The 14,626-nt window shown below is 33.0% G+C and carries 7 protein-coding genes and 2 tRNA genes; 6 read left to right on the forward strand and 3 right to left on the reverse strand.

Annotated elements, in window-relative coordinates:
- The first annotated feature begins 43 nt into the window (after nt 1-43).
- Nucleotides 44-4,555 carry a glutamate synthase large subunit gene (gltB, locus tag GQS57_RS11645; RefSeq protein ID WP_165733022.1) on the forward strand — a complete coding sequence of 1,504 codons (4,512 nt, stop codon included), beginning with the start codon at nt 44-46 and terminating at the stop codon, nt 4,553-4,555.
- 4 nt (nt 4,556-4,559) lie between these two features.
- On the forward strand, nt 4,560-6,023 hold the full coding sequence (locus GQS57_RS11650) for a glutamate synthase subunit beta (protein WP_165733023.1): 1,464 nt from the start codon (nt 4,560-4,562) through the stop codon (nt 6,021-6,023).
- 313 nt (nt 6,024-6,336) lie between these two features.
- Here the strand turns inward: GQS57_RS11650 and GQS57_RS11655 are convergent, their stop codons facing one another.
- The 3 genes from GQS57_RS11655 to GQS57_RS11665 all read right to left on the reverse strand — a co-directional run bounded on the left by GQS57_RS11655 (nt 6,337) and on the right by GQS57_RS11665 (nt 7,344).
- Nucleotides 6,337-6,558 (reverse strand): hypothetical protein, encoded by a 222-nt coding sequence (locus GQS57_RS11655; RefSeq protein WP_165733024.1) that lies wholly within the window; start codon nt 6,556-6,558, stop codon nt 6,337-6,339.
- Between the two features lie 170 nt (nt 6,559-6,728).
- Nucleotides 6,729-6,802 (reverse strand) — tRNA-Asn (locus tag GQS57_RS11660).
- Nucleotides 6,803-7,270: 468 nt separating this feature from the next.
- Nucleotides 7,271-7,344 (reverse strand) — tRNA-Asn (locus GQS57_RS11665).
- Nucleotides 7,345-7,539: 195 nt separating this feature from the next.
- On the opposite strand from GQS57_RS11665, the gene GQS57_RS11670 reads away from it, so the two are divergent.
- The 4 genes from GQS57_RS11670 to GQS57_RS11685 all read left to right on the forward strand — a co-directional run bounded on the left by GQS57_RS11670 (nt 7,540) and on the right by GQS57_RS11685 (nt 14,331).
- Entirely contained in the window at nt 7,540-10,275 is a 2,736-nt protein-coding gene (locus GQS57_RS11670; protein WP_165733025.1) for a 2-oxoglutarate dehydrogenase E1 component, read from the forward strand.
- Between the two features lie 189 nt (nt 10,276-10,464).
- Nucleotides 10,465-11,676, forward strand: a complete 1,212-nt coding sequence (gene odhB, locus GQS57_RS11675) for a 2-oxoglutarate dehydrogenase complex dihydrolipoyllysine-residue succinyltransferase (RefSeq protein WP_165733026.1) — start codon at nt 10,465-10,467, stop codon at nt 11,674-11,676.
- Nucleotides 11,677-12,051: 375 nt separating this feature from the next.
- Nucleotides 12,052-13,437: an aldehyde dehydrogenase gene (locus GQS57_RS11680; protein WP_165733027.1), complete on the forward strand. Its 1,386-nt coding sequence runs from the start codon at nt 12,052-12,054 to the stop codon at nt 13,435-13,437.
- 33 nt (nt 13,438-13,470) lie between these two features.
- The gene (locus tag GQS57_RS11685; RefSeq protein ID WP_165733028.1) at nt 13,471-14,331 is read left to right on the forward strand and encodes an alpha/beta hydrolase; all 861 of its coding nucleotides are present in this window, start codon (nt 13,471-13,473) and stop codon (nt 14,329-14,331) included.
- Nucleotides 14,332-14,626 lie beyond the last annotated feature (295 nt).

Here is a 14,626-nt window from a genome sequence, read left to right on the forward strand (position 1 = left end):
TTTCAATAAAATACATAGATTTGTATATATAATTGAACACAATATGGAGAAACAAGGATTATACTTACCAGAGTTTGAACACGAAAATTGCGGTGCTGGTTTTATCTGTAATTTGAATGGAGATAAAACAAATCAAATTATACACGACGCCCTAGAAATTCTAGTAAAACTAGAACATAGAGGAGGTGTTAGTGCAGATGGAAAAACAGGAGATGGAGCCGGAATTTTAATAGACATACCTCATGACTACTTTAAACGAGTCTGTAATTTTCCTATACCCGAACAACGCGAATATGCAGTTGGAATGGTGTTTCTTCCAAAGGTTAGTAACCAATATAATTTCTGTAAAACCACATTTGAAGAAGAAATAAAACAACAAGGACTTGCCATTTTAGGTTGGAGAGAAGTTCCTGTAGACCCTTCTCAATTAGGAGAAATTGCTTTAGCATCAGAACCTAATATTGAACAATTATTTATAGGTAAAACAGATGAAATTGACGAAGCTACCTTTAAAGCTAAATTATATGCTGCTAGAAAAATAGCAGAACATACTATCAGAAAATCTAAGATTTCTGAAAGCAAATATTTTTACATTCCAAGTTTATCTATAACTACAATTATCTACAAAGGTATTATTATGCCAGAAGATATTGGACCTTATTATTTAGATTTACAAGAAATAGATTTAGTAACACGTTTAGCATTAGTACACCAACGTTTTTCTACCAACACAATGCCAACTTGGGAGTTAGCCCAACCATTTAGACACATGTGTCAGAATGGAGAAATTAATACTTTACGTGGTAATGTTAGTAGAATGAGAGTTCGAGAAGAAATCATGAAAAGTGATGTTTTTGGACCACAAATAGATAAATTATTCCCAATTATTTTACCAGGAAAATCAGATTCTGCTTCTATGGATATGGTGGTTGAGTTATTAACCCACACCGGTCGTTCATTACCAGAAATTATGATGATGATGATTCCTGAAGCTTGGGAAAAACATAAAACCATGTCTAAGGAGCGTAAAGCTTTTTATGAATATAATGGTTGTATTATGGAACCTTGGGATGGACCTGCATCTGTACCTTTTACAGATGGAGATTATATTGGAGCTTTATTAGATAGAAATGGTTTAAGACCATCTAGATATACGGTTACAAAAAGTGGTAGCTTAATTATGTCATCAGAAATTGGTGTTGTAGATGTTGCCCCTGAAGACGTAAAAGAACACGGAAGATTAGAGCCAGGAAAAATGTTCTTGGTAGACATGAATGAAGGTAGAATTATTCAGGATGAAGAAATAAAAAGTAAAATTGTTTCTGAAAGACCGTATCAAGAATGGTTAGACAAATCTCGTTTACACTTAAAAGATGTTCCTTATAATGGTGAAACTTGTCCAATTGAAACCATTGACGTAAAAACGCGTCAACGTTTATTTAATTATACTTTTGAAGATATTCAAGAAGTAATTACACCAATGGCAATTGTTGGAAAAGAAGCCTTAGGATCAATGGGAATTGATACTCCTCTAGCTGTTTTATCAGACAGACCTCAATTAATATCAAACTACTTTAAACAATTATTCGCACAAGTTACAAACCCACCTTTAGATGGAATTCGTGAAGAAATTGTAACTGACATTAGTTTAAATTTAGGAAAAGACAGAAATATTTTCAGCATTACAAACAGACAGTGTAGAAAACTAAGAATTCAGAACCCTGTTATTTCTAATGCCGATTTAGAAAAAATAAGAAATATAGATATTGAAAGCTTCAAAGCGAAGACTATTGAAATTTTATATCCAAAAGCACAAGGATTAAACGGACTTGAAGATGCTTTAGACGCAATTGTTATTCAGGTAGAAAAAGCAATTGAAGAAAAAAACAACATCATTATATTATCAGACCGTGGCGTAAACCAAGAGTTTGCTCCTATCCCTGCTTTATTAGCATGTTCTTTTGTAAATCATCAATTAAACCGTTTACGTAAGCGTTCTTATTTCGATATTATTATTGAATCTGCAGAACCACGTGAACCGCATCATTTTGCAACTTTATTTGGTTATGGCGCTAGTGCTGTAAACCCATATATGGTTAATGAAATTATCAGAATGCAAGTTAAAGAAGGCTTCATAACTGGTATAGACGAGCAAAAAGCTGTTGATAATTTCAACCAAGCAATTGGTAAAGGAATTTTAAAAGTAATGAACAAAATAGGGATCTCTACTTTACACTCTTATAGAGGTTCTCAGATTTTCGAAATTGTAGGTTTTAACTCGCAATTTGTTGAAAAATATTTCCCATACACCGCTTCAAGAATTGAAGGTATTGGTTTATATGAAGTTGAAAAAGAAATTGACCAACGCTATAAACAAGCATATCCAGATAATCAAATTGACAAAAACTTAGGTTTAAATGTTGGTGGAGATTATAGATGGAGAAGAAATGGTGAGCGCCACTTATTTAATCCAACGACAGTTGCTAAACTACAGCAAGCAGTTCGTTTAAGTGATCAGGCGAGTTATGATGTATACGCTAAAACAATTAACGAACAATCAGAAAGTTTAATGACAATTCGTGGTTTGTTTCAGTTTGACAACTTAGATCCAATTCCATTAGAAGAAGTAGAACCTTGGACAGATATTGTAAAACGTTTTAAAACGGGTGCCATGTCTTACGGATCTATCTCTAGAGAAGCACACGAAAACTTAGCAATTGCTATGAATAGAATTGGAGGAAAATCTAATTCTGGTGAAGGTGGAGAAGACAGAAAACGTTTTCAAAAAGACATCAATGGAGACAGCAGAAACTCTGCAATTAAACAAGTAGCATCTGGTAGATTTGGAGTAACTTCTCACTATCTATCTAGTGCAAAAGAAATACAAATAAAAATGGCTCAAGGAGCCAAACCTGGTGAAGGTGGTCAATTACCTGGATCAAAGGTATTACCTTGGATTGCAGCAGCAAGAAACTCAACTCCTTTTGTTGGATTGATTTCTCCTCCTCCTCATCACGATATTTATTCAATTGAAGATTTAGCACAATTAATCTACGATTTAAAGAACGCAAACAGAGACGCTAGAATTAACGTAAAGTTAGTTTCTGAAGTTGGTGTTGGTACTATTGCTGCTGGTGTTGCCAAAGCAAAAGCAGATGTTGTACTAATTGCTGGTTACGACGGTGGTACTGGAGCCTCTCCTCTTACCTCATTAAAACACGCTGGTTTACCTTGGGAACTTGGTTTAGCTGAAGCACAACAAACTTTAGTTCTTAATGATTTAAGAAGTAGAATTGTTGTAGAATGTGATGGACAATTAAAAACAGGTCGTGATGTTGCCATTGCAGCTTTATTAGGTGCTGAGGAATTTGGTTTTGCAACCGCTCCTTTAGTTGCTTCAGGTTGTATTATGATGCGTAAATGTCACTTAAACACTTGTCCGGTTGGTATTGCAACTCAAGATAAAGAGTTACGTAAAAACTTTAAAGGAACACCAGAACACGTAATTAACTTCTTCTTCTATATTGCAGAAGAATTAAGAGCAATTATGGCACAACTAGGTTTTAGAACACTAGACGAAATGGTGGGTCAGACTCATAAAATTAACGCAAACAAAGCGATAAACCATTATAAAGCAAAAGGTTTAGATTTATCTAGTATTTTACACAGACCAACTGCTTATAGAAGCATGATTGTTAAGAATACTGAAAAACAAGACCACAACTTAGAAGGAGTTTTAGACTTTACTATATTAAAAGATTCTCACAGAGCTTTATATAGAAAAGAGAAAATGAATTTAGCATATCCAATTAAAAATACAAACCGTACTGTTGGAGCAATTGTAAGTCATGAAATTTCTAAAATATATGGTCATTTAGGTTTACCTGAAGACACACTAAACATAAACTTCACAGGTTCTGCAGGTCAAAGTTTTGGAGCATTTGGAGCTCATGGATTAACATTTACTTTAGACGGTAATACAAATGATTATTTAGGTAAAGGTTTATCTGGAGCCAAATTAATCGTTAAGAAACCTGCAAAAGCAGACTTTTTAGCAGAGAACAACATTATTGTTGGTAACGTTTGTATGTTTGGAGCCGTAGCCGGTGAAGCATATATAAACGGAATTGCAGGAGAACGTTTTGCAGTTCGTAACTCTGGTGCAACAGCAGTTGTAGAAGGAGTTGGAGATCACTGTTGTGAATACATGACCGGTGGTAAAGTAGTTGTTTTAGGTAAAACAGGTAGAAATTTTGCTGCAGGTATGAGTGGTGGTATCGCTTATGTATATGACCCTAACAATACATTTATAAACGGACTTTGTAATACAGAAACTATTGAGTTCGAAGAAATCTCTGAAGAAGTTGCTGCTGAATTAAAAGCAACAATAGAAAAACATGTTTTATATACAGACAGTAAAAGAGGTGCAGAATTGTTAGCAGATTGGGAAACAAGCTTAAAAAACTTTGTAAAAGTAATGCCAATTGAATACAAGAAAGCCTTAAAACGTATAGAAACAGAAGAACCAATGTTCGAAGAACTAACAATAGCATAATGTCATGGGAAAAATAACAGGATTTAAAGAATTTGAAAGACAGGATGAAACATACACTTCCGTAAAAGATCGTGTAAAAAATTATAAAGAATTTACAGTTCCACTTTCTGAAGAAGAAATAACAAAACAAGGATCACGTTGTATGGATTGCGGTATTCCTTTTTGCCATAGTGGTTGCCCATTAGGAAATCTAATTCCAGATTTCAATCATATGGTACACCAAGGTGAATGGAAAAAAGCTTCATGGATACTACATTCTACAAACAATTTTCCAGAATTTACAGGTCGCTTATGCCCTGCTCCATGTGAACAATCATGTGTATTAGGTATTATTGAAGACCCCGTTTCTATTGAAAATATTGAAAAAAACATTGTAGAACGTGCCTTTAAAGAAGGCTGGATAAAACCTCAACCTCCAAAAAACAGAACAGGAAAAACAATTGCAATTGTTGGTTCTGGTCCTGCAGGATTAGCAGCAGCACAGCAATTAAACAGAGCTGGTCATACAGTTACCGTGTTTGAAAGAGATGATGAAGTTGGTGGCTTACTACGTTACGGAATTCCTAATTTTAAATTAGAAAAAGGAATTATCGATAGAAGAGTTGCTATTTTAGAAGCAGAAGGAATTATATTTAAAACAAACGTAAACGTTGGTGTTAACTATAGTGTAAAAGAATTAAAAGCTTTTGACAGTATTGTATTATGTGGTGGTGCAACAGAAAGACGTAGCTTACCAACCCCTGGTATTGATGCCGATGGTGTAGTACAAGCAATGGATTTCTTAACACAACAAACAAAAGTTGTGTTTGGTAAAGAAGTAAAAGACCAAATATTAGCTACAGATAAAGATGTAATTGTAATTGGTGGTGGAGATACAGGATCTGATTGTATTGGAACTTCAAACAGACACGGAGCAAAATCTGTGGTAAACTTTGAAATTATGCCAAAACCTCCAGGACACCGTTCACCAACAACTCCTTGGCCTTTTTGGCCTTTACAATTAAAGACCTCATCTTCTCACAAAGAAGGTGCAGATCGTAATTGGTTAATTAACACCAAAGAGTTTGTTAAAGATGCAAACGGAAAATTAACTGCTTTAAAAACAGTTAATGTAGAATGGAAAATGGTTCCAGGTCAAAGACCTCAGTTAATAGAGATTGCAGGTACAGAAAAAACGTGGCCTTGTGATTTAGCTTTATTAGCATTAGGTTTTACAGGTCCAGAAAGTACTTTAGCAGATAAATTAGGTCTTAAAACAGATGCTCGCTCTAACTACAAAGCAGAATACGGAAAATATCAAACCAATGTAAAAAACATCTTTACAGCGGGAGATATGCGTCGTGGACAGTCTTTAATTGTTTGGGCAATTTCTGAAGGAAGAGAAGCAGCAAGACAAGTGGATTTATTTTTAATGGGTAAAACAGAATTACCTTCTAAAGATGTTACTGGCGATTTAGTTGCTATGTAATTTATCCAAACTATCAACTCTAATGATTCCGTATTTTCGGAATTGTGTCGAGAATATATCAAAACTCATCAATTTAATTATTGATGAGTTTTTTTTGCATTAAAGTAGTAACAATATTTTGGGCGTGCCCATTTTTAAAAGAACATCATTTATAACAACAAACATTTAGCTTAAAAATGGTCAGGCTATCCATTACAAGTCCTCGATCGTGCCTCACTGCGGGCTTTTCATTACTATCCTTCACGCGGCATTCAATATAAAAAACAGAAGTAAGCAAAAGCCATTATCAGTATAAACTACACTAATCAAGTGTTCACTTAATCATTTTCAACTCCTTTTTCAAATTTCCCAAATTATCTGTCGGATTCAACCACTTGTTTTTAGTTGGCGTATAAATTTTTAACGGTATATTTTCCACTTCTTTTATAGGCTCATCTACTAATAGTAAATTATCATTCACCTCTATCACTTCATCAGCCTCAGTTAATCGATTACTTATTCCACCATCATCAATTTCACCTTCTTTTGAATTCATAAGAAACTCTACAAAGAACACAAGGCCTAAAAGAAAAAAACTAAAAAAATAAAAACATTTACCACTTCGCATAAAATCAAATAACGCAATCAACTACTCCACAACGGTCTAAATTTAAAAAATATAGACACAAAAAAAAAGCCTTATCAATAAAGATAAGACTTTTTTTGCTCCCTCTCAAGGACTCGAACCTTGGACCCTCTGATTAACAGTCAGATGCTCTAACCAACTGAGCTAAGAAGGAGTTTGCTTCACATATAATGCGATTAGCGACTGCAAATATAAATCTTTTTATTACTTGCACAAGTGTTTATTAATTTTTTTTTACACTAAAAAGAAAGTATTTTATGTCTAGTAAAAAATCTACAATCTCTCGACTTTAACTTTCTAATATTTATACATAATTCTTAGGTTCTACACCACTAATTATTCAGTTGACTAAAGTAAACGCAAAGTGACAATCAATTGTTAGTACCTTAATATTTATACAAAAAAATCAAGTCCCACAATTTTGGACTTGATTCGTTCAATTGAAGTATCCAAAAAAGAAGTAATTTAAAAGTCAAAGTTCTTCTTTTTTAGTTTACTCCACAACTTTTTGTGCTAATCCATTTTTTGTACTAAACATCTATGATCTTTAGTCAACACAAACTGAATCTAAAAAAGTTTAGAACAAAAAAAAAGCCTTATCAATAAAGATAAGACTTTTTTGCTCCCTCTCAAGGACTCGAACCTTGGACCCTCTGATTAACAGTCAGATGCTCTAACCAACTGAGCTAAGAAGGAGTTTGCGACACATAAATGTGTTTTGCGAGTGCAAATATACATCCTTTTTTAACTTCACCAAACAATTTTTAAAAAAAGATTAAAAAAAAACAAAAAAAAGTATTTTGTATTATTATCAATAAATAATACGGGTTTACTACAAAATTTGTATTTTTGATTCTGCATTACATACTTTAAAAAAGTAGAAACTATAATATGGATAAATTTTCGTTTTTAAACGCAGCACACACAGGCTTTATAGCTGATTTATATGATAAGTATTTGATAAACCCAGATGCCGTAGAACCAAGCTGGAGAAGCTTCTTTCAGGGATATGATTTAGCAAATGAGAATTATTCTTTAAAAGATGAAGAAGAAGTTTCATCAGAAATACCTCAAGAAGTTCGTAAAGAATTTTTTGTTGTCGATTTAATTAATGGGTACAGAACACGTGGTCATTTATTTACAAAAACAAACCCGGTTAGAGATAGAAGACAGTATTACCCTACTTTAGATCTTGAAAACTTTGGACTTTCCGAAATCGATTTAGATAAAGAATTTTCTGCAGGTGAAGTTTTAGGCTTAGGAAAAGCAAAACTTTCTGAAATTATAAAAAACTTACAACGTATTTACTGTGATTCTATTGGTGTAGAATACATGTATATGCGTAACCCAGAAAAATTAAAATGGTGGCATGAACGTTTTAATAAAAACGACAACCATCCAAACTACTCTATAGAGGCTAAAAAATATATTTTAGGAAAACTAAACCAAGCAGTAACTTTTGAGAGTTTCTTACAGACTAAATATGTAGGTCAGAAACGTTTTTCTTTAGAAGGTGGAGAAACCTTAATTCCTGGTATGAGTGTTATCTTAAGAGATGCCGCAGAAAAATACGGAGTTAAAGAATGTGTTTTAGGAATGGCGCATAGAGGGCGTTTAAACACCTTAGTTAACATCTTTAAAAAACCTGTTAGAGATTTATTTAGTGAATTTGAAGGGAAAGATTTCGAAGATGAAGACATCGATGGAGATGTAAAGTACCATTTAGGTTTAACGTTAAGTAAAACTTTTAGAGACGGTAACGAAATAAAAATGAATTTAGTTCCAAATCCTTCTCATTTAGAAACTGTAGCTGCAGTAACAGAAGGAATTACAAGAGCTAAAATAGATAGAAAATATAATGGTGATGCTAGCAAAATATTACCAATTATAATTCACGGAGATGCTGCAATTGCAGGTCAAGGTATTGCATATGAGGTAACTCAAATGGCAAAATTAAATGGTTATAAAACAGGTGGTACAATTCACATTGTTGTAAATAATCAAATTGGTTTTACAACTAATTATTTAGATGCACGTTCTAGTACGTATTGTACAGATGTTGCAAAAGTAACTTTATCGCCAGTATTACACGTAAATGCAGATGATACAGAAGCTGTTTGTCATGCAATGGAAATGGCGTTAGAATTTAGAATGAAGTTTAAACAAGATATTTTCATCGATTTATTAGGCTATAGAAAATATGGTCATAATGAAGGAGATGAACCTCGTTTTACACAACCTACATTATACAAAGCAATCTCTAAACATAAAAATCCAAAAGATATTTATGCAGAACAATTGCTTTCAGAAGGCTCTATAGACGGCTCTTACTTAAAAGAAATTACTACCGAATTTAAACAAATGCTTGAAAGAGAATTTGAGGAGGCTAAGAAAGTAGAAAAATCTATCGTAAGAGAATTTATGCAATCTACCTGGGAAGGATATGAGCGTGAAGACCTGGACACCATGTTACTTACGGATAATACAACGTACGAAGAAGATAAGTTAAAAAATATAGCAAAGATTGTTTCTACAGTTCCTGAAGGAGCTAACTTTGTTAGAAAAGCAGAACGTATTTTAGCTGGTAGAGCTAAAATGACTTTTGAAACGAATAACTTAGACTGGGGAATGGCAGAAACTCTTGCCTACGGAAGTTTAATGGAAGAAGGATATAATATTCGTATTTCTGGACAAGATGTAGAAAGAGGAACATTTTCTCACAGACATGCTATCTTACGTGATGAGGTTACAGAAGAACGTATCAACTTATTAAATACAAACCCTAATAATAAAGGACAAATGACGATTTACAACTCGTTATTGTCTGAATACGGTGTACTTGGTTTTGATTATGGTTACGCCATGGCAAACCCAAATACATTAACAATTTGGGAAGCACAGTTTGGAGATTTCTCTAACGGTGCACAAATTATGTTTGACCAATATATTTCTGCTGCAGAAGATAAGTGGAAATTACAAAACGGAATTGTAGTCTTATTACCTCACGGTTATGAAGGGCAAGGTTCTGAGCATTCATCTGCTAGAATAGAACGTTACCTACAATTATGCGCCATAGATAATATGACGGTTGCAAATTGTACAACACCTTCTAACTTTTATCATTTGTTACGTAGACAAATGAAACGTACGTATAGAAAACCTTTAATTGTATTTACACCTAAAAGTTTATTACGTCATCCAAAAGCAGTTAATACGATTCAAGATTTAGCTACTAGTGAATTTCAAGAAGTTATAGATGATACACTAGCACCTAAAAAAGTAAAGAAAATAGTTTTCTGTATGGGTAAATTCTATTATGATTTACTTGAAGAAAGAGAAAATTTAAAAAGAGATGATATTGCTTTGGTAAGAATAGAGCAATTATTCCCTTTACATTTAGAGAAAATACAGAAAGTAATAGACAGATATCCTAATGTAGAAGAATACATTTGGGCACAAGAAGAACCAAGAAACATGGGAGCTTGGAGTTATATGTTAGAACGTTTTGAGTTGGTAAAATTAACAGTTCGTTCTCGTAAATACTATGCAGTACCTGCAGCTGGTTCTAGTACAAGATTTAAAAAACGTCATAAAGCTGTTATAGACAGTGTATTTGACACCGAGTAAAAGCGTTAAGGATTGAGATGACATCCTTTTTTACTGTCAGTTCGAGTGAATTTGCTCTTTTGCAAATTTATCGAGAACAGAAGTAAAAAAGATATAATGGAAAGCCTGTTAAAACGCCCAAATAAATAAAATAAAAAAATAATTAAATAGCGTACCGTATTAAGTTTGGTATTAATAAATTAAGAAAGCATGAGTGTTTTAGAAATGAAAGTTCCTTCTCCGGGGGAATCAATTACAGAAGTAGAAATTGCAACTTGGTTAGTAGAAGATGGTGATTATGTAGAAAAAGATCAACCAATTGCAGAAGTAGATTCTGACAAAGCAACCTTAGAATTGCCTGCTGAAGAAAGTGGAATTATCACTTTAAAAGCAGAAGAAGGTGACGCAGTTGCCGTTGGTGCAGTTGTTTGTTTAATTGACACAAGTGCTGCAAAACCAGAAGGTGATGCACCTGCAAAAACAGAAGCGCCAAAAGAAGAAAAGAAAGTTGAAGTAAAAGAAGCGCAAAAAGCTGCTACATACGCAACTGGAACAGCTTCTCCTGCTGCTAAAAAAGTTTTAGCTGAAAAAGGAATTGCTCCTTCTGCTGTAAAAGGTAGTGGAAAAGATGGTAGAATTACCAAAGATGATGCTGTAAAAGCAGTACCTTCTATGGGAACGCAACCTGCTAGTGGTTCTAGAGGAACTGAGCGTAAGAAAATGTCTATGTTACGTAGAAAAGTTGCAGAACGTTTGGTAGCTGTAAAAAGCGAAACGGCTATGTTAACTACTTTTAACGAAGTAAACATGCAACCAATTTTTGATTTACGTACAGAATACAAAGAAGCTTTTAAAGCAAGACACGGTGTTGGATTAGGCTTTATGTCTTTCTTTACTTTAGCCGTGGTTAGAGCTTTAAAATTATTTCCAGATGTAAACTCTATGATAGATGGAGATTATCAAATTAAAAATGATTTTCAAGATATTTCTATTGCAGTTTCTGGACCAAAAGGTTTAATGGTTCCTGTTATTAGAAATGCAGAAAACTTATCTTTTAGAGGTGTAGAATCTGAAGTAAAACGTTTAGCAATTAGAGCTAGAGACGGTCAAATTACTATTGATGAAATGACTGGTGGAACTTTTACAATTACCAACGGTGGTGTATTTGGTTCTATGTTATCTACTCCTATTTTAAATCCTCCACAGAGTGGAATTTTAGGAATGCACAATATTGTAGACAGACCAATGGCAGTAAATGGTGGAATTGTAATTCAGCCAATTATGTATGTTGCTTTATCTTACGATCATAGAATTGTAGATGGTAGAGAATCTGTTGGTTTCTTAGTGGCTGTTAAAGAAGCTTTAGAAAACCCAGTTGAGTTATTGATGGACAACAATCCAGCAAAAGCATTAGAAATGTAAGTTCGATTTCTAAATAATTAGAAATTTAAACTTTTAGATATTTAAAACCTTTTTGAGAAATCAGAAAGGTTTTTTTATTTGTAGCTATTTACTGCTTTCACTACTCGCTTTTTTTTCGTACCTCAAAAAAGAGCTCACACAGACCGTTCAATCAGGGCTAGACTTGTTTGATAACTAATTTATTTTTGAAACTTTTCTTTATTTTAAAATTCAAATAATAGAACTAAATTTTTGATGTAATAATCAAAACTTAATAACGACAAAAAAATAGTAGCAATTAAAAGTAATATTCCACAAATTTCTATTTAATTTAGTAATGAAGAATGGTCTTACAATTCTTAAATATTTCAACAATCCGTAATTATACATATTACCATGAAAGAAACATCAAAAGATATTATTCTTAAAAATATAGCAGCACATAAAGCCTTTTTTTCTACTCATAAAACAAAAAATATTGGCTTTCGATTAACACAACTTAAAAAGTTAAAAAAAGCAATTTTTCAATATCAAGAAAAAATTGAAACTGCTTTATGGAAAGATTTACATAAATCGCCAGAAGAAGCTTATTTAACAGAAATAAGTATTGTTATTGGTGAAATTGACAACCATATTAAACATTTAAAAAAATGGGCAGCACCTAAAAAGGTTACCTCTTCGCTACATTTAATCCCTGCTTCTAGTAAAATTATTTATGAGCCCTTGGGTACAGCATTAATTGTTGCTCCTTGGAATTATCCTTTTCAATTACTAATTAACACTTTAGTTGGTGCAATTTCTTCAGGTTGTTGTAGCGTACTAAAACCGTCGCCAGACACACCAACCGTTGCAAAGGTTATGGAAGAGATGATTTTAGAAAACTTTGACTCTAGTTACATTAGTGTTGTCCATGGAGGAAAAGAAACCAACACCATATTATTTGCACAACGTTTCGATATCATTTTCTTTACCGGAAGTCCTAGAGTAGGAAAAGTAGTAATGAAAGCTGCTGCAGAAAATCTAACACCAGTCGTTTTAGAATTGGGTGGAAAAAGTCCGTGTATAGTAGATGCTGATGCCAATATAGACATTGCCGCAAAACGAATTATTTGGGGAAAATTAATTAATGCAGGACAAACTTGTATTGCGCCAGATTATCTTTTTGCACACGAATCCATTAAAGCTGAATTATTAGACAAAATTGCAGAAAACATCAAATTAATGTATGGTGATGATATTGATGATATTAAACAAAGTCGTTTTTACCCGCGTATTGTAAATGAAGATGCAGTAGAGCGTTTGAGTGGTTTATTAAACGAAGGAACGATACATACAGGTGGAGAAATCGATATGAAAGAGAAGTTTATTGCTCCTACTATTATTGATAACGTTCAGCCTGATTTTAAAATCATGCAAGCAGAAATATTCGGACCAATATTACCTGTAATGAGTTTTAGTCATATTAATGAAACTATAGATTACATCAACAAAAACGAAAAACCTTTGGCATTCTATTATTTTGGGAAAAACAAAAATGCGAAAGATGTTTTAGCAAAAACCTCATCTGGTGGCGCTTGTATAAATGATACATTAATGCATGTAAGCAACCATCATTTACCTTTTGGAGGTGTTGGAAATAGCGGATTAGGAAACTACCACGGACAATACAGTTTTTTTGCTTTTAGCCATAAAAGAGCTGTTGTAACCAACCCAACTTGGATAGATTTACCTTTAAAATACATCCCTTTTAAATACTTTAACATCATTAAAAAACTTCTTTAAAATTGCTTAAAGCATAATAAAATTTAAAAAGGAATGAACAAATTAATAGCATCAATTCGTAAACCTATTTATTATAAAAGACTCGCTGTAGTTTTTTGTGTGTTTTTCTTATCTAGTTGTGCCTCCAAAAAGATAAGTGATATTTCTTATATAAAAGAATCAAAAGCTTTAGTAACATCTTTTCCTGAGTTAAATGTATATAAAACTCGTACATCAAAAGACAATCCTGTTGTAATTTTTATTCATGGTGGCTATTGGAATGAAGGTGAAAAAGGAATTTACGGATTTTTAGGTAGAAATTTCGCCAAAAAAGGTGTGGTAACTGTTATTCCCAACTACACGTTAAGTCCTAATGGTAATTACGATACGATGGCAGAAGAAGTTACTGCTGCCATAAAATGGACTTATGAAAATATCGAAAAGTACAACGGAAACCCTGAACAAATATTTTTAATGGGCCATTCTGCAGGCGGACATTTAATTGCATTGGTAGGGACGAATCCTAAATATTTAAACAATAAAGACATTATTAAAGGAATCATTTTAAATGATGCAGCAGGATTAGATATGTATTCTTATTTAAAGAAATATCCACCAACTAAAGAACATAATTATGATGTAACTTGGACAAGCAAAGAAGAAAATTGGAAAGATGCTTCACCAATTTATTTTGTATCAGAAAAAACACCACCTATATTTATGATAACCGGAACAAAAACATTTCCATCAATTATTTCTCAAAATAAAGAATTTGTAGAAAAGTTACATAAATTTCAACCAAGCGTTCACATCAATTTTCAAGAGAAAAAACACATACCAATGATGAGCCAATTCTTTTGGCCATGGAATAAAAATTATAAAGAGATCCTTAAATTTATAGATGTTAATAAATAGCGTTTCTTCTACTACTTATTTATAATAAAACCCTGAGCTTTTGCTTGGGATTTTTTATTTCAAGCCATTTCCTGCTTTCGCTACTCGCTTTCTTTTCGTTCCTCAAAAAAGAGCTCAAACAAATAGCTTGTCTTGAGCTTGACGAAAGGCTCAATCAGGGCTAAACTTGTTTGCTGGCTATTCTAACAACTAGATCCTAACAACCTAAAATAAACAGCATTAAAGTGTATCACTATAATGGCGAAAAAGGTAAACAATAGTATTCTTTAAAAATTGGTTAAATTACATATTAAAT

The sequence above is a fragment of the Polaribacter sp. 20A6 genome (assembly GCF_011378915.1).
Classification (GTDB): domain Bacteria; phylum Bacteroidota; class Bacteroidia; order Flavobacteriales; family Flavobacteriaceae; genus Polaribacter; species Polaribacter sejongensis.